At 66.1% G+C, this 16,763-nt stretch carries 15 protein-coding genes; 9 read left to right on the top strand and 6 right to left on the bottom strand.

Features of this window, described 5'->3' with window-relative positions; translation table 11 throughout:
- The 3 genes from AC1DS3_RS16625 to yihA all read right to left on the bottom strand — a co-directional run.
- Positions 1 to 1,213 (bottom strand): CorA family divalent cation transporter (locus AC1DS3_RS16625; protein ID WP_477127549.1); only part of this gene is annotated, 1,213 nt, incomplete at its 3' end.
- A 10-nt stretch (positions 1,214 to 1,223) separates the two neighbouring features.
- Positions 1,224 to 2,216, bottom strand: a complete 993-nt coding sequence (gene hemB, locus AC1DS3_RS16620) for a porphobilinogen synthase (RefSeq protein WP_441637900.1) — start codon at positions 2,214 to 2,216, stop codon at positions 1,224 to 1,226.
- 331 nt (positions 2,217 to 2,547) lie between these two features.
- Entirely contained in the window at positions 2,548 to 3,288 is a 741-nt protein-coding gene (gene yihA / locus AC1DS3_RS16615) for a ribosome biogenesis GTP-binding protein YihA/YsxC (protein WP_441637898.1), read from the bottom strand.
- A gap of 570 nt (positions 3,289 to 3,858) precedes the next feature.
- Between yihA and AC1DS3_RS16610 the strand changes: the two genes are divergently transcribed.
- The 8 genes from AC1DS3_RS16610 to msrQ all read left to right on the top strand — a co-directional run bounded on the left by AC1DS3_RS16610 (position 3,859) and on the right by msrQ (position 12,002).
- On the top strand, positions 3,859 to 4,518 hold the full coding sequence (locus AC1DS3_RS16610; RefSeq protein WP_441637896.1) for a c-type cytochrome: 660 nt from the start codon (positions 3,859 to 3,861) through the stop codon (positions 4,516 to 4,518).
- Positions 4,519 to 4,676: 158 nt separating this feature from the next.
- A complete protein-coding gene (locus AC1DS3_RS16605) occupies positions 4,677 to 6,863 on the top strand; it encodes a cytochrome c biogenesis protein ResB (protein ID WP_441637893.1) in 2,187 nt (728 codons plus the stop codon).
- A 12-nt stretch (positions 6,864 to 6,875) separates the two neighbouring features.
- Positions 6,876 to 8,081, top strand: coding sequence for a c-type cytochrome biogenesis protein CcsB (ccsB, locus tag AC1DS3_RS16600; RefSeq protein WP_477127548.1), 1,206 nt, complete (start codon positions 6,876 to 6,878; stop codon positions 8,079 to 8,081).
- A gap of 149 nt (positions 8,082 to 8,230) precedes the next feature.
- Positions 8,231 to 8,671 (top strand): COG4315 family predicted lipoprotein, encoded by a 441-nt coding sequence (locus tag AC1DS3_RS16595; protein ID WP_477127547.1) that lies wholly within the window; start codon positions 8,231 to 8,233, stop codon positions 8,669 to 8,671.
- Positions 8,672 to 8,695: 24 nt separating this feature from the next.
- Positions 8,696 to 9,253: an RNA polymerase sigma factor gene (locus AC1DS3_RS16590; RefSeq protein WP_174424935.1), complete on the top strand. Its 558-nt coding sequence runs from the start codon at positions 8,696 to 8,698 to the stop codon at positions 9,251 to 9,253.
- The gene (locus AC1DS3_RS16585) at positions 9,250 to 10,074 is read left to right on the top strand and encodes an anti-sigma factor family protein (protein ID WP_441637887.1); all 825 of its coding nucleotides are present in this window, start codon (positions 9,250 to 9,252) and stop codon (positions 10,072 to 10,074) included. Before AC1DS3_RS16590 ends, AC1DS3_RS16585 begins: the two co-directional genes overlap by 4 nt.
- Positions 10,075 to 10,302: 228 nt before the next feature.
- Positions 10,303 to 11,304 (top strand): protein-methionine-sulfoxide reductase catalytic subunit MsrP, encoded by a 1,002-nt coding sequence (msrP, locus tag AC1DS3_RS16580; protein ID WP_477127546.1) that lies wholly within the window; start codon positions 10,303 to 10,305, stop codon positions 11,302 to 11,304.
- A 14-nt stretch (positions 11,305 to 11,318) separates the two neighbouring features.
- Positions 11,319 to 12,002, top strand: coding sequence for a protein-methionine-sulfoxide reductase heme-binding subunit MsrQ (gene msrQ / locus AC1DS3_RS16575; protein ID WP_477127550.1), 684 nt, complete (start codon positions 11,319 to 11,321; stop codon positions 12,000 to 12,002).
- Positions 12,003 to 12,191: 189 nt separating this feature from the next.
- Here the strand turns inward: msrQ and lysA are convergent, their stop codons facing one another.
- Both lysA and lptM read right to left on the bottom strand, forming a co-directional pair.
- On the bottom strand, positions 12,192 to 13,460 hold the full coding sequence (gene lysA / locus AC1DS3_RS16570; RefSeq protein ID WP_477127545.1) for a diaminopimelate decarboxylase: 1,269 nt from the start codon (positions 13,458 to 13,460) through the stop codon (positions 12,192 to 12,194).
- 2 nt (positions 13,461 to 13,462) lie between these two features.
- Positions 13,463 to 13,714: an LPS translocon maturation chaperone LptM gene (gene lptM / locus AC1DS3_RS16565; RefSeq protein WP_441637879.1), complete on the bottom strand. Its 252-nt coding sequence runs from the start codon at positions 13,712 to 13,714 to the stop codon at positions 13,463 to 13,465.
- Positions 13,715 to 13,879: 165 nt separating this feature from the next.
- On the opposite strand from lptM, the gene cyaY reads away from it, so the two are divergent.
- The gene (cyaY, locus tag AC1DS3_RS16560) at positions 13,880 to 14,215 is read left to right on the top strand and encodes an iron donor protein CyaY (RefSeq protein ID WP_441637877.1); all 336 of its coding nucleotides are present in this window, start codon (positions 13,880 to 13,882) and stop codon (positions 14,213 to 14,215) included.
- 75 nt (positions 14,216 to 14,290) lie between these two features.
- Here cyaY and AC1DS3_RS16555 read toward each other — a convergent pair whose 3' ends face one another.
- Entirely contained in the window at positions 14,291 to 16,663 is a 2,373-nt protein-coding gene (locus AC1DS3_RS16555) for a penicillin-binding protein 1A (protein ID WP_441637875.1), read from the bottom strand.
- Positions 16,664 to 16,763 lie beyond the last annotated feature (100 nt).

The following is a 16,763-nucleotide window of genomic DNA, read 5'->3' as shown; positions in this document are numbered from 1 at the left end:
GCGTGAGCGGCATGAACAGCGCGGTGATCAGCGTCAGCGTGCGCATGGTGCGATTGGTGCGGTGCGCCACCGAAGAGAAGTGAATCTGCACCGCGGATTCGATCGAGTCCTCCAGCCGGCGCGCATGCGCGAGCACGCGCGAGATGTGCTCCATCACGTCGTTGATCCGCACCAGCAGCGCATCGTCGCGGCCCGCCGTGCTTGGCGTACCTGGCGAGCCTGCGGCGGGCCCTTCACTCGCGATGCTGTAGCTGTTGTCGAGCAGACTGTCGCGGAACTCCTGCAGCGCGTCGTGCTGCTCCTCGCACAAGTGCTCCAGCCGCCGCAGCTCGATGCGGGCATCGAGCAAGCCCTCCCAGCTGGAAAAGCTGCGCCGCGCGTTAAGCAGCGCGCGCTGCCACCGGTCGAGCTGGCGCGTCAGCGGCGCACGCAGGTCCAGGTAGCGGTCGACCATGGCGTTGAGCAGCCGCAGCATCAGGTCTTCCGGGCGCGTTGGCGGGCGGATGCCATGCACCAGCGCGGCGTGGCCGTTGGCCCGTGTCTTTGACGCCGCTTGCGGCCGCGGCGCCTGGCACAGCTCAAGCAGGCGCTGGCGCACCTGGTCCAGCGTGCGCGATTGCGCGGGCCGTACCGTCAGCAGCACGTTGTCAAAGACGAAGAACGTGACCGGCTGGGTATCGATCTTGGCCAGCGCGGGCAGGAAGCCCGGCGGGTAGCGGCGCGGCTTGGCTGGGGCACTGGGTTTTGCCGCGGACTGCGGGCCGGCTGTCGCGGCGGCGGAAGCCGTGGCCGAAGCCACGGGCTGGCCCGGCATCGTCGACATGTCTATCGCGGCGGTGGCCGAGGCCGCCGCCGTTGCAGCCGTACTCGCACTCGTTCCGGATGCCGCCGCCCCCTCTGCGCCAGCCTCGGCGATCAGCCGGCTGGTCTCGAAGGTAAGCTTGCGGAAGATCACCATGTCGTAGGCATGCGTCGTATCGAAATACGACGGATGCGACGGGTTGGTGGCATCGATGAGATGCAGGTCCAGCACCGCGGCGCCCGTCAGCGCCTGGACGCGGTCGCGCCAGGCCGTCGGCGCGGCGCTGATTTCCTCGATCGGCGTGTCGACCCAGACGAAACGGGCCGCTGCATTGCCGGCGAGGAAGTCGCGCGCCGCGTCGAGCGAGGCGAGCGGATGGACCTGACTAGCGGAAAAGCCTAGCAGCTGCATCCGGGGCGGTTCAGCGCGTGAGCAGGCGAGCGGCGTCGCGTGCGAAATAGGTCAGGATGCCATCGGCGCCGGCGCGGCGGAAGGCCAGCAGCGATTCCATCATGACCTTGTCGTGATCCAGCCAGCCATTCTGGGCTGCGGCCTTGAGCATCGCGTACTCGCCGCTGACCTGGTAGACGTAGGTGGGGAAACGGAACTCGTCCTTCACGCGCCGCAGGATGTCGAGGTAGGGCATGCCGGGCTTGACCATCACCATGTCAGCGCCTTCCATGATGTCCTGCGCCACTTCGCGCAGGGCTTCGTCGGAGTTGGCCGGGTCCATCTGGTAGGTCATCTTGTTGCCCTTGCCCAGGTTGGCCGCCGAGCCCACCGCATCGCGGAACGGGCCGTAGAAGGCTGAGGCGAACTTGGCCGAGTACGCCATGATCCGGGTATGGATATGGCCGCCGTCTTCCAGCGCCGCGCGCACGGCGCCGATGCGCCCGTCCATCATGTCCGAGGGCGCCACGATATCGACGCCGGCCGCGGCCTGCGTCAGCGCCTGCTTGACCAGGATCTCCACGGTGACGTCATTGATCACGTAGCCGTCGTCGTCCAGCACGCCGTCCTGGCCGTGGCTGGTGTACGGATCCAGCGCCACGTCGGTCAGCACGCCCAGTTCCGGGAAGCGGTCCTTGAGCGCGCGCACGGCGCGCGGGATCAGGCCTTCGGCGTTGGTCGCCTCGATGCCGTCGGGCGTTTTCAAGGCCGGATCGATGACCGGGAACAGCGCGATGACCGGGATGCCGAGTTTCACGCAGTCTTCCGCCACCGGCAGCAACAGATCAATCGACAAACGCTCTACGCCGGGCATGGACGCCACGCTCTCGCGCTGGTGATGGCCGTCGACGATAAATACCGGATAGATCAGGTTATCTGGTGACAAGCGGTTCTCGCGCATCAGCCTGCGTGAGAAATCATCACGGCGCATGCGGCGCGGACGGTACTCGGGAAAAGTGGACATGGCTTGAGAGAGGAGTCGGAAAAGAAGTGGGGGAGTCTGCCGGGCGGCTGGCGCGATGTGGCTGGCGAGTGCCTGACCAGGCCGCTTGCGAAAGAAAAACTAAACTTTTGATCTCGCCCGCTATCATACTCGCGGACACTCTGCGTTGCGCTTGCGTGATGCAGCGTCCCCCGCTACTCCTCCCTGAGCGGGTACCCGCCCTTAACCGGTGGGAAAGTTCGCCCCCGTTGCTTGCAACGGGGTTTTTTTTTGCCGGCTCATTCACCGATTCACTTGTCGATTCGACAACAGGGCGGGCGCAGGGGTAGGTACGCTTTGCGGCACCAAAGGATCAGTTCGCGGGCGTGTCGGGAGGCGCATCGTCCGCAGCCGTATCTGGCTCGGCTTGGGCTTGCCGCGCAGCCGCGGCCTTGCTGTCCTGGGCTGCGGGCGGCAGGGCCTCGGGCAGGGACAGCCAGCCCGCCACCACGCGCTGGGCTTCCTCGATGCCGCGGCGCTTCAGGCTGGAGAACAGCTGTGCGGTCAGGGGTACGGGCGTGTCGAGCTGTTCTGCGTAGCCGGCCAGCACCTTACGGGTTTCGCGCAAGGCAAGGGCGTTCTCGCTGTTGGTCAGCTTGTCAGCCTTGGTCAGCAGCACGTGAATCGGCCGGCCCGTGGGCAGGAACCACTCGACCATCTGGCAATCCAGGTCGGTAAAGGGGCGGCGCGCGTCCATCATCAGCACCAGGCCGGACAGCTGCGAGCGGGTCTGCACGTAGTCGCTCAGCAACGCTTGCCAATGGAACTTGGCCGACCCCGAGACCTGCGCATAGCCGTAGCCGGGCAAGTCGACGAGGAAGGCGAGCGGGTCCGGCGCCTTGACCGGGGCCACGCCGAAGAAGTTGATGTGCTGGGTGCGGCCTGGCGTGCGCGACGAGAAAGCCAGCCGCTTCTGATTGCACAGGATGTTGATGGCGGTGGATTTGCCGGCGTTGGAGCGGCCGGCGAACGCCACTTCCGGCACGGCCGTGGCAGGCAGGTCGCGCAGATGATTGACGGTAACGAAAAAGCGGGCCTGATGTAGGAGGGACATGCGCTTGGGCGATGGGGCGGGTGGGGGCGGGCTGCCGCCTGGATTCAGGCGGGTTCGCTGGCGTCACCGCGCCGATGTGAGTGAGGTGGGCGGCACATGTGGCCGCCTGGATGGCCGGGGCTGGCGTCTGGCCGCGTCGCGGCGCGCACATCCTCTATCCGGCACACGATTTATTGTACAATAACGCGGTTAACGGCCTCCCGATTAGGTGACGCGCGGCATCCTTGGTCGCGCATTTATCTGGCAGGGAAGTCTTGCGTGTCCGTTCCATCGTGGTAGCAAGCCTGTTGGTCTAGTCCCTGTTTTGGCGCCGAAGCCTGGCGCCGGCGCAAGAGGGCCAACCGGGGGTCTGGGCCTGCTACCGGGATATTCGCACGGTCTGCCGCTCTCGTTCGCATGGGGGCGGTGCCATCCGGCCTTCGCCTGGGCGTTTTCTGGCTTCAGGCGAGCCGGCGGTCCGTCGTGATGAATTTCCGATGTCAAAGTGCCTGTCCATCGCGTCCTCACCGCGGGCAGTGTGCTGAACGGCGTGCCCCATGGAATTCAAAACAATTCAGACAAGGTGTGCGAATGAACCGCATTGCGAAACTTCTGGCTGTTGTGGCGCTGGCTCTGCCGGCAACTGCCATGACCGGTCTGGCATCTGCCGCAGAGCAGGCCGCCGCAAAGGCTGATCCGGCCAAGGGCGAAACCCTCTACACGCAAGGTGCCCCTGATCGCAATGTCCCGGCTTGCCTGAGTTGCCATGGCGCCAACGGCAACAGCGGCGGCGCCGCCAATCCGAAGCTGGCCGCCCAGCAGCCGGAATACGTGCACAAGCAGCTCGACGACTTCAAAGCCAAGGCTCGCAACAACGCCATCATGTCGCCGTACGCGGCCGCCTTGTCCGAGCAGGAAATGAAGGACGTCGGCGCCTACCTGGCCAAGCAGACCCTCAAGCCTGCCACCGCCAAGAACAAGGACACCATCGAAGCCGGCCAGAAGATCTATCGCGGTGGCATCGCGGCCAAGGGCGTGCCAGCCTGCGCGGCTTGCCACGGCCCCACCGGCGCCGGCATTCCGGCCCAGTATCCGCGCATCGGCGGTCAATGGTCCGAGTACACCGAAGCACAACTGGTCGCGTTCCGCCAGGGCACCCGCAAGAACAATCCCGTGATGACGACCATCGCCGCCAAGATGTCGGACGCCGAGATCAAGGCTGTGGCCGATTACGTCGCAGGGATTCGCTAAGTCGTTCCGCGCCGGGTAGCCGGAGCACCGCAGCGGGCCTCGCCACTCGCGAGGCACCACGCACAGGTGCAACCAAGCAGCCCGGCAACAATCGAAGAGGGTGGCCTGCGCGAGCAAGTCCACCCTTTTTCATTTCAAGGCCGAGGGCCCCACTGCACATGTCCACCGCTTCCACGTCAGGACTGCACCTGAAGACTTCTCACCGCCTGCTACGCGACGCGGTCGAGTTGCTGTCCTCGATGCGTTTCGCTATCGCGCTGCTGACGGTGATTGCGATTGCCAGTGTGGTCGGCACCGTCCTCAAGCAGAACGAGCCCTATCCCAACTATGTGAACCAGTTCGGTCCCTTCTGGGCTGACCTGTTCCACGCGCTGTCGCTGCAAAAGGTTTACAGCTCCTGGTGGTTCCTGCTGATCCTGACCTTCCTGGTGATTTCCACCTCGCTGTGCCTGACCCGCAACGCGCCAAAGATGATCAAGGATATGCGCTCGTGGAAGGACCACGTGCGCGAGCGCAGCCTGCGGTCCTTCCACCATCACGCCGAGTTTGATTCGGGCCGCCCCCGCGCCGATGCGGTGACGCGCCTCACCGCGCTGCTGGCCAATCGCGGCTACCGTATCAAGAGCGTTGCGCATGAGGGCGCCACCTTGCTGGCCGCCAAGGCGGGCGCGGCCAACAAGCTAGGCTACATCCTCGCGCACACCGCTATCGTGGTGATCTGCGTCGGCGGCCTGCTCGATGGCGACATGCTGATCCGCGCGCAGATGTGGTTTGGCGGAAAGAGCCCGATCAGCGGCAACGCCGTGATCAACGACATCCCGCCCGAGCACCGTTTGTCGGTCAACAATCCGGGCTTTCGCGGCAACGCCTTCGTGCCGGAAGGCTCGACGGTGTCCACCGCCATCCTGAATATCTCGGACGGCGCGCTGGTGCAGGACCTGCCGTTCAATATCACGTTGAAGAAATTCACCGTCGAGCATTACTCGACCGGCATGCCCAAGCTGTTCGCCTCCGACGTGGTCATTACGGACCGTGCCACCGGCCGCAAGACCGAGGCCACCATCAAGGTCAATGAGCCACTGGTAGTGAATGGCGTGGCCATCTACCAGTCCAGCTTCGAGGATGGCGGCTCCAAGCTGAAGTTCGTTGGCTACCCGATGCAGGGTATCGGCGACAAGACCTTTGCCTTTGCCGGCACCGTGGGCGCCAACGCGCCACTGACCGGCACGGGCAACGCGGCCGATGCCGAGGGGTTGACGGTCGAGTTCAGCGATTTCCGCCTGATGAATATCGAGAACGTCACCGATGCGTCGGGCAAGCCGGACGCGCGTGGCGTTGCGCGCAAGTCGCTCAACGAGAAGCTCGAGTCCCACCTGGGCTCGGCGGTCAATCCTGACCGTGCAAAGGAGTTGCGCAACGTTGGCCCTTCGGTGCAGTACAAGTTGCGCGACCGCAACGGCCAGGCCCGCGAATTCAACAACTACATGGTGCCGGTGCAACTCGATGGCCAGTCGGTCTTCCTTGCCGGCATGCGGGATACGCCTAGCGAGCCGTTCCGCTACCTGCGCATCCCGGCCGACGAGCAAAACAGCGTGGCGGACTGGATGCGCTTGCGCGCCGCGCTCCAGGACCGCGCGATGCGCAGCGAAGCCGCGCGCCGCTTCGCACTTGCCTCGATGCCGGGCGATGGCCGCGAAGTATTGCGCGGCCAGTTGGCCGAGAGTGCCTTGCGCGCGCTCGATCTGTTTGCAGGTGCCTCGCGCAGCAACCCGCAAGCCCCGCCGGGCGGCTTCACCGCGATTGCGGCCTTCCTGGAAAAGTCCGTGCCGCCGGCCGAGCAGCAGAAAGCCGCGGATGTGCTGCTGAAGATCCTCAATGGGTCGATGTGGGAGCTCTGGCAGTTGGCGCGCGCGCAGGACAAGCTGCCGGTGGTGCCAAATAGTGCCCAGAGCGGCGCTTTCATGCAGCAAGCCATTAATGCGCTGTCCGACAGTTTCTTCTACACCGCGCCGGTTTTCCTGCAGCTCGACGACTTCACGGAAGTGAAGGCCAGCGTGTTCCAGATGACCCGTGCACCAGGGAAGAACATCGTGTATCTTGGCTGTCTGCTCTTGGTGCTGGGCGTGTTCTCGATGTTCTACATCCGCGAGCGCCGCGTCTGGTTCTGGGTGAAGGATCCCGCAGATGCCGTGGGAACCGCCAGCGGGCAGGGCGCCGCCAGCCATGTGCTGATGGCCATGTCCACGCAGCGCCGTACATTGGATTTCGAGAAAGAGTTTGTCGCGCTGCGCGACGATGTTGGCCGCGCCGCCGGCAGCATCGACACGACCGGCGCCCGCAATTAAGCAGGAACCACTATGTCTTCGAATGTGAATCAGGCCCGGCCGCGCGTGCACGAGAGTCCGGCGGGCGTTGCCGCGAGTGACGCCGAGCAGGCCTACCTGGAGCCGTCGTTCCTGCGCCGGCTGGGCTGGGTCGACTGGCTCTTTGCCTTGATGCTGGCAGTGGGCGCGGGCTTCGCGCTGGCGCGCTACGGCGAGTGGATGAATGTCTACGACAAGGGCGTGCTGATCGCCGCGGTGCCTACCTTTGCGCTGCTGGGATGGCACTGGAAGCCGGTGCGGCTGCTGATGGTGACGCTGACCGTGTTGTCGCTGTTCGCGATCCAGCTCTACCAGGGCCAGTTGCCGCGCGCCGAGCAGGCCTTCTTCCTCAAGTACTTCCTGTCGAGCCAGTCCGCCATCTTGTGGATGAGCGCCCTGGTGTTCCTGTCCACCCTGTTCTATTGGGGCGGCCTGCTGGCGCGCTCGGAGACCGGGCTGCAGATCGGCAGCAAGATGGTGTGGGCGGCGGTGGTGCTGGGCTTTACCGGCATGCTGGTGCGCTGGTACGAGTCCTACCTGATCGGCGCCGACATCGGCCACATCCCCATCTCCAATCTGTACGAAGTGTTCGTGCTGTTCACGCTGATCACCTCGTTGTTCCACCTGTATTACGAAGGCCGCTACAAGACCCGTGCGCTGGGGCCGTTCGTGATGCTGGTGGTATCGGCGGCCGTCGGTTTCCTGCTGTGGTATACGGTCAGCCGCGACGCGAGCGAAATCCAGCCGCTGGTGCCCGCGCTGCAGAGCTGGTGGATGAAGATCCACGTGCCGGCCAATTTCATCGGCTACGGCACCTTCGCCCTGGCCGCCATGGTGTCGGTGGCCTACCTGCTCAAGCAGCACGGCATTCTCGCCGAGCGTCTGCCCTCGCTCGAAGTGCTAGACGATGTGATGTACAAGTCGATCGCGGTGGGCTTTGCCTTCTTCACCATCGCCACCATCCTGGGCGCGCTGTGGGCGGCGGARGCCTGGGGCGGCTAYTGGWSMTGGGACCCCAAGGAAACCTGGGCSCTGRYSGTCTGGYTGAACTACGCGGCSTGGCTGCATATGCGGCTGATGAAAGGCCTGCGCGGCACCATGGCGGCCTGGTGGGCGCTGGTGGGTTTGCTGGTCACGACCTTCGCCTTCCTGGGCGTCAACATGTTCCTTTCCGGCTTGCATAGCTACGGCGAACTCTGATCTGGGTGTTGCGCCGCAACGATAAAACCTGCCCATCGCTCCGATGCGGCAGGTTTTTTTTCGCCCGAATGGAATAAAGCCGTCACATCCGGTGTTTACTGAAGGGACGGCGCCGGCTGGCGGTGCCGCATCGCATGGAGATCGACATCATGGCCCTTTCCCGTCCCAACGCAGTCGCTTCCCTCGCATCGTTGTCCCGTCCCGCCGTGCTCGCGCTCGCTTCTGCCGCGGTCCTGCTGTCCGCCTGTTCGGGCATGGGCAGCATGGGTKGCGGCGCCGGCAATATGCCGCCCACGGTGAAAGTTGCCGGTGGCACATTGACCGATCCCCAGGGCCTGACGCTCTACACGTTCGACCGTGACACGGCCGGCAAGAGCGCTTGCAATGGTGGCTGCGCCACCAACTGGCCGCCCCTGATGGCCGCGCCTGGCACCAGCGCCACGGGCGACTACAGCGTGATCACGCGCGACGATGGCGGCAAGCAATGGGCCTATCGCGGCAAKCCGCTCTACCGTTTCTCCAAGGATGCCAAGCCGGGCGACCGCACGGGCGACAACTTCAACAACGCCTGGCACGCGGCAACGCCCTGATACGGGTGAGGGCAGCCTGACGGCATGGACGGCTTCGACCGCCAACTGGTGGCGCTGGCGCCGCGCTTGCGGCGCCACGCCCGGGGCCTGACCGGCGACGCGGCATCCGCCGACGACCTGGTGCAGGACACGCTGGAGCGCGCGCTGCGCTACCGCTGGCGCTTTCGCCTGCGCGCGGGCGCCTGGTGGGGCGATGGCGCGGACGGACTGCTGTCCTGGCTGCTGACCATGATGCACCGGCTGCGCGTGAACGCGTACCGTCGCGCCGACCTGGTGACCTATACCGACACGCTGCCCGACGTACCCGGTGCTGCGCCTGAGCCCGGCCTGCGGCTGGACTTGGCGCGGGCGCTGGCCCGCTTGCCCGAGGCGCAGCGCGCGGTGATGCTGCTGGTCGGCCTGGAGCAGCTCAGCTATGCCGAGGCGGCGCAGGTGCTCGCGGTGCCGGTGGGCACCGTGATGTCCCGGCTGTCGCGGGCTCGGGAGCAGATGCGCATGCTGATGGACGGCGCGCCAGCCAAGGCAGCCGAAGCGAACCCGCAGGCCGCCGGCCGCGCGGCCGGACTGCAGCGAGTCAAATGATGTCCCCAGTCAACGAAGCCGATCTCCACGCCTATGCCGATGGCCAGCTCGATCCCGCTCGACGCGCCGAGGTGGAAGCGTACCTGGCCGCCCATCCCGAAGCCGGGGAGCGCGTGGGGGGCTGGCGGCGGCAAACGGAAGAATTGCACGCGGCATTCGATGGCGTGCTCAATGAATCCGTGCCGCTGGCGGCACTTCCGCCAAGGCTGCGGGGCAGCCGCCGCGACGCGGCGCGGCGACCCGCTGGCTGGGGCATGGCGCTGGCCGGCAGCCTTGCCTCCCTGGCGGTAGGCGGCGCAATCGGGTGGGTTGCGCATGATCGGGCGGACACGCTGGCGGCTGGGGCGCCGTCGGTGGAGCGCTTCGCGCGCGAGGCGCTGGCCAGCCATGTCGTCTACGCGCCGGAGGTGCGCCATCCGGTCGAAGTGGCGGCCACCGATGAAGCCCATCTTGTTGCCTGGCTGTCCAAGCGCCTGGGCGCGCCGCTGCGCGTGCCGGACCTGCGCGCCCAGGGATTCCACCTGATCGGGGGCCGTCTCGGCGTGGCCGAGGGCGGTCCGTCGGCCATCCTGATGTACGAGGCCGACGACGGCACCCGGCTGTCGCTGCAACTGCGGCACATGGCGCGCGACACGCCCGATACGGGCTTCCGGCTGGAGCGCATGGCCCCGGGGCCAAGTGAGCGTCCCGCCGCCGCGGCGCGTACCATGGCCTTTTACTGGGTAGACCGGGATCTTGGCTTCGCGCTGGCCGGGCCGCTGGAACGCGCCCCCTTGCTGGCACTGGCGGAGGCCGTTTACCGGCAGTATCAGGGCGGTTGAGCCATAGTCATGCGTTGCGCGGGGCAGCCTGCATCCGTTTGCTGGCCACAATGCATGCATAGGCCGGGCGAGGCGGCGGTGACGGCGACGACGGGCCTGAAAATGGATGTCAGGATTCCCTCGCTCCAACCGACTCAAGCGCAAGTCCAATCGTCCAGGCGGGCCCAGCCCGGGCCAGGCACGAACGGTGAACCGCATTTTGCATATGGCACGCAACGAGGAACAACGATGCTGATCCCCTCCCCGAAATGGCTGCGCGGCGACGACATTGCCGCCAGCGAGATCACGCCCCGAGGTGTTTTCGACGCGCGTCGCCGCTTGCTGGCGCTGGCTGCCGCGGGCGCCACGGGGAGCACGCTGGCGCCATGGTTCGCACGCGATGCGCACGCCCAGGCGCMGCGCGGGCAGAAACTGCCGGCCACGCCCAACAATGCCTACGTGGTGCCCGAGAAGCGCACGCCTTACGAGGACGTCACCACGTACAACAACTACTACGAATTCGGCACCGACAAGGCGGACCCGGCGCACAATGCCGGCACGCTGCGGACCCGGCCGTGGCAGGTCGCGGTCGAAGGCCTGGTGAAGAAGCCCAAGGTCTACGACATCGACGAACTCGTGCGCCTGATGCCGATGGAAGAGCGGGTTTACCGGCTGCGCTGCGTCGAGGGCTGGTCGATGGTGATTCCGTGGAGCGGCTACGCGCTGGCCGAGCTGGTCCGCCGCGTCGAGCCGCAGCCGGGCGCGAAGTACGTGGAGTTCGTCACCCTCAACGACAAGAAGCAGATGCCGGGCGTTAGCGCTCGCGTGCTGGACTGGCCCTACACCGAAGGCCTGCGCATGGATGAGGCGATGCACCCGCTGACCTTGCTGGCCTTTGGCCTGTACGGCGAGGTGCTGCCCAACCAGAACGGCGCGCCCGTGCGCGTGGTGGTGCCCTGGAAGTACGGCTTCAAGAGTGCCAAGTCCATCGTCAAGATCCGCTTCGTCGACAAGCAGCCCGCCACCAGCTGGAACCTGGCCGCCGCGCAGGAGTACGGTTTTTACTCCAACGTGAATCCGGATGTGGATCACCCGCGCTGGAGTCAGGCCACGGAGCGCCGCATCGGCGAGGACAAGGGCAGCGGCTTTGGCGCGCTGTTCGCGCCCAAGCGCAAGACGCTGCCATTCAACGGCTACGCGCAGCAGGTGGCGTCGCTGTATCAGGGCATGGACCTGCGGAAGTTCTTCTGATGGCGCCCCCGGATATGTCCCCGTCGCGCGAGGCGGTGCGCCCGTCGCGGGCGGCCTGGCAGCCCGGGTTCGCTACGCTTGCGCCGGAACGCGTGCGCACGGTGAAGATAGCGGTGTGGCTGCTTGCCATGCTGCCTTTCCTGCGGCTGCTCTATCTTGGCTTTGCCGATCAGTTCGGCGCCAATCCGCTGGAGTTCGTCACGCGCTCGACCGGCACCTGGACGCTGGTCATGCTGTGCGTCACGCTGGCGGTGACGCCGCTGCGCCGGCTCACGGGCTGGAACTGGCTGATCCGGCTGCGCCGCATGCTCGGGCTCTTTGCCTTCTTCTACGCGCTGCAGCATTTCCTGTTATGGCTTGCCGTGGACCGGGGCTTCGATGTGGCCTACATGATCAAGGACATCGCCAAGCGCCCCTTCATCACGGTGGGGTTTGCCGCCTTCGTGCTGATGGCGCCGCTGGCGGCCACCTCGGCCAACGCCATGGTCAAGCGGCTGGGTGGCAAGCGCTGGCAAGGGCTGCACCGGGCGGTGTACRCCATCGCCGTGCTGGCGATCCTGCACTATTGGTGGCATAAGGCCGGCAAGCACGACTTCGGCACGGTATCGATCTACGCTGCCGTGGTGTTCGGGTTGCTCGCGATGCGGGTCTGGTGGTGGTGGCGCAAGCCCGCAACTGGCCTCAATGCACAGCGGTAGGGCTCAAAGGTAGAGCGTAGTCTCGTGCTCGGCGGGGCGCTATGCCTGCCCCGCGTGGGGGAGCCATAGCGCTTCAAGATGCCCCCCCGGACCAGATCCAGCTCTGTCGATGTCGCATCGCCGCGGCCGCCCAGGATCAGGATGCTGGGGGCCATTGGCGCGCGAGTGGTTGCGCAGGGGAGCGGGAGCTTAGCCTTGCAGCAGCCGTTCGTCGCGGAACAGGTCAGCCACGTGTTCGCGGCCGCGCACCAGGTGCACGTCGTTGCCGTCGACCATGACTTCGGCCGCGCGCGGGCGGGTGTTGTAGTTGGAGCTCATGACGAAGCCATAGGCGCCGGCTGACATCACGGCCAGCAGGTCGCCCGGCTGCACCGCCAGGGCGCGGTCGCGGCCGAGCCAGTCGCCGGATTCGCATACCGGGCCGACCACGTCGTAGGTCAGGGCGGTGGCCTGCGCGGCCTCGCGCAGTTGCACGGGCTCGATGCGGTGGTAGGCCTCGTACATGGCCGGACGGGCCAGGTCGTTCATGGCTGCGTCGACGATGCAGAAGTTCTTGGCGGCGCCCGGCTTGAGGAACTCAACCTGGGTCAGCAGCACGCCGGCGTTGCCTACCAGCGAGCGGCCCGGCTCGAACAGCACCTCGCGATGGCCATGGCCACGCTCGGCCACGCGGTCCAGCAGTGTGCGGGCAAAGCCGGTGATGTCAGGCGGGGTTTCGTCGTCGTAAGTGATGCCGAGCCCACCGCCTACGTCGATGTGTTCAAGGTTGATGCCTTCGCGTTCCAGCGCTTCCACCACGTCCAGCACCTTGTCCAGCGCTTCCAGGTAAGGGGCGACCTCGGTGATCTGCGAGCCGATATGGCAGTCGATGCCCGCGACATCCAGGTGCGGCAGCGCGGCGGCGGCGCGGTAGGTCGGCAGCACGTCTTCGAAGGCGACGCCGAACTTGTTGCCCTTCAGGCCGGTGGAGATATACGGGTGGGTCTTGGCGTCCACATCCGGGTTGATGCGCAGCGACACGCGCGCGCGCTTGCCCAGGCGGCCGGCCACGGCATTGAGGCGGTCCAGCTCGGGGATCGACTCCACGTTGAATGACAGCACATCGTGCTGGAGCGCCAGTTCCATCTCGGCGGTGGTTTTGCCCACGCCCGAGAACACTACCTTGCGCGGATCGCCGCCCACCGCCAGCACGCGCTGCAGCTCGCCGCCCGACACGATGTCGAAGCCCGCGCCGAGCCTGGCAAAGACCTGCAGGATCGCCAGGTTCGAATTGGCCTTCATGGCGTACTGCACGCGCGCGCGGCGCCCCTGGCACGCAGCGGCGTAGGCCTGGTAGGCGGCGGTCAGCKCGGCGCGCGAGTAGACGTAGGTAGGGGTGCCGTATTCGGCGGCAATGCGCGCGAGCGGCACATGCTCGACGCTCAGGGCGCCGTCGTGGCGATGAAAGAAGGCGGTCATGGTTATTTGGCGGTGGGAGTGGCAGCCGGCACTGCGTCCGGAGCCGTGGCGGGTGCCGTTGTGGCGGCGGAGCCCTTGGGGGCCGCCGGATTCGGCACGGCCGGGTTGCCCAGGCCGGGATCCGGTACGCCCGGCTGCGCCGGTGCGGGAGGCTGCTTGGGCATCGTCAGCGGGCCGCGGATGCCGCATCCCGACAGCAGGGGCATCGCAAGGCTGGCGGCAAACGCCGATACAATCGCAACACGACGCAACATCGGGTCGTCCTTAAAATGTCGTCCAGGGTCGTCCCCGATCGTCCCGGAGTGTCCCTCAAGCGGAGCGCGGCGGGACCACCGGAAATACGAAGTACTTTTCAATACGCTGCCGGCTACGGCACTACATCGCTATAGCGGCGCTGGCCGGCGGTCTTGGAGTTTAGCATGCCCCCCATGAGTGAAAGTGAGTTCCTGGCGCTGGCCCAGCAAGAGCTGGACCGGCTGGAAAGTGCGGTGGAAACCGCCGCCGACGCGGCCGACGCCGACATCGAAATCAACCGTGCCGGCAATCTCATGGAGCTCGAATTCGAAGACGGCTCCAAGATCATCGTCAACAGCCAGGCGCCCATGCAGGAACTGTGGGTGGCGGCGCGCTCGGGCGGTTTCCATTTTCGCCATGATGGCCAGCGCTGGGTCGATACGCGCGGCGGCGGCGAGCTGTATGCGGCGCTGTCCGGCTACGTGAGCCAGCAGGCGGGGGTGATGCTGAAACTGGCCTGAGCGCTCTCGCCCAGGCACGAAAAAGCCGGCGCGAAGCCGGCTTTTTCATTGGCGGGAAGCTGTCCCGGCGGGGCCTCAGCCGCCGCCGAACATCTCCAGGATGCGCTTCTTCTCTGCCTCGACATCGGCGGGCGATTGCGTGCTTTCGTCCGGCTTGCCCGGCCATGGATCGCCCAGGCCAACCGAAGCCACGCCGGCGCCGCCCGCGTTTTCCTCGAAGGTCCAGTCGCCGCCCACCATGACCACGCCTTCCGGAGCCTGGCGTTCGGGGATTTCCGGCGCGCCTTTGAGCATCTTGCCCATGTAGCCCACCCAGATCGGCAAGGCCAGGCCGCCGCCGGTCTCGCGCACGCCCAGGCTCTTGGGCTGGTCGTAGCCCATCCAGGCGATGGCCACCAGCTTGGGCGTGTACCCGGCGAACCAGGCGTCGACGGCGTCGTTGGTGGTGCCGGTCTTGCCGGCCAGGTCATTGCGGCCCAGACGCTGCTTGGCGCTGTTTGCCGTGCCGCTGCGCACGACCTCACGCAGCATGCTATCGGCGATGAAGGCAGTGCGGGCGTCGAGTACGCGCACTGCATCCTCGCCGGCGCGCTGGGGCTTGGTCTCGGAAATCACGTTGCCGCGGGCATCGACCACCTTCTGGATCAGGTAGGGATTGACGCGGAAGCCGCCGTTGGCAAACACCGAATAGGCGCCCGCCATCTGCAGCGGGGTGACGCTGCCCGCGCCCAGCGCCATTGGCAGGTAAGCCGGGTGCTTGTCGGCGTCGAAGCCGAAGCGCGTGATGTAGTCCTGGGCGTACTGGGTGCCGATGGCGCGCAGGATGCGCACCGACACCAGGTTCTTGGACTTGGCCAGCGCGCGGCGCATGGTCATCGGGCCTTCGAACTTGCCATCGTAGTTCTTCGGCTCCCAGACCTGGCCGCCGTTGTCGCTGATCGAAATCGGCGCGTCGTTGATCACCGTGGCGGGGGAGAAGCCCTTTTCCAGTGCCGCGGAGTAGATGAACGGCTTGAAGCTGGAGCCGGGCTGGCGCCATGCCTGCGTCACGTGGTTGAACTTGTTGCGGTTGAAATCGAAGCCGCCAACCATCGAGCGGATCTCGCCGTTTTCCGGGTTGAGCGAGATAAAGGCGGCGGATACTTCCGGCAGCTGCGTGACCGTCCATGCGCCTTTTTCGTCCTGCGTCACGCGGATGATCGCGCCCGGCCGGATCTTGGCCTTGGGCTGCGCATTGGCCGCCAGCGACGGCGCAATGAAGCGCAGCGCCTGGCCTTCGATGGTGGCGACTTCGCCGGACAGCAGTGTGGCGGTGACCTGCTTGGCCGTCACGCTGGTGACCACGGCCGAGCGCAGGTCGTCGCTGCCCGGGTGCTCCAGCAGCGCGTCGTCGATGGCCTGCTCGCGCTCGTCCGCGCCGGGGGGCAGGTCGATAAAGGCCTCGGGTCCACGGTAGCCGTGGCGGCGCTCGTAATTCATGATGCCCGAGCGCACCGACTCATAGGCGGCGTCCTGGTCGAGCTTGTTAAGCGTGGTGTAGACGGTCAGGCCGCGGGTGTAGGTTTCCTCACGGTATTGCGCGTACATCAACTGGCGCACGATCTCGGCCACGTACTCGGCGTGGGTGGAGAACTCATTGCCCTCGCCGCGCACCTTCAGTTCCTCGTGGATGGCATGGTCGTATTGCTCGGGCGTGAGGTAGCGCAGGTCGCGCATGCGCTGCAGGATGTACTCCTGGCGCACCTTGGCGCGCTTGGGGTTGACCACCGGGTTGTAGGCCGACGGCGCCTTGGGCAGGCCGGCCAGCATGGCGGCCTCGGCCGGCGTCACGTCCTTGATCGACTTGCCGAAATACACCCGGGCCGCGCTGGCAAAGCCATAGGCGCGCTGCCCCAGGTAGATCTGGTTCATGTACAGCTCGAGGATCTGGTCCTTGGACAGGTTGGCCTCGATCTTGTAGGCCAGCAGCATTTCATACAGCTTGCGGGTGTACGTCTTCTCGCTGGAGAGGAAGAAGTTGCGCGCCACTTGCATGGTGATGGTGGAGGCGCCCTGCGACAGGCCGCCGCGCAGGTTGGCCAGCCCGGCGCGCAGCACGCCGACGAAGTCGACGCCGCCATGTTCGTAGAAGCGATCGTCCTCGATGGCCAGCACGGCCTTCTTCATCACGTCCGGTATTTCCGCAATCGGCACAAAATTGCGCCGCTCCTCGCCGAACTCACCGATGAGCACGTTGTCCGCCGTGTAGATCCGCAATGGGATCTTGGGGCGGTAATCCGTGATGGTGTCGAGCGATGGCAGGTTGGGCGCGGCCACCAGCAGCGCGTATCCCACCAGCAGTGCCACCGCCACGATCCCGGCCACCAGCAGGCCCAGGGCCCAAAAGGTTAGCCGCATCCAGATCGGACGTCGGGCAGGTAGGGACGGCTTCTGTTGTGCTGTGGCCATAAGGGAAATACCTAGTTAGAGGTGCCGGGATTATATCTCCCGGGATACTCCGCTCCCGGCGCGTTGTGGCGCGCACGCCGCTATCGTGCTGTTACAAGAT

Source organism: Cupriavidus sp. 01L46, assembly GCF_056399905.1.
Note: the sequence above shows the minus strand (reverse complement) of the source record. Positions and strands in the feature narration are given on the sequence as shown.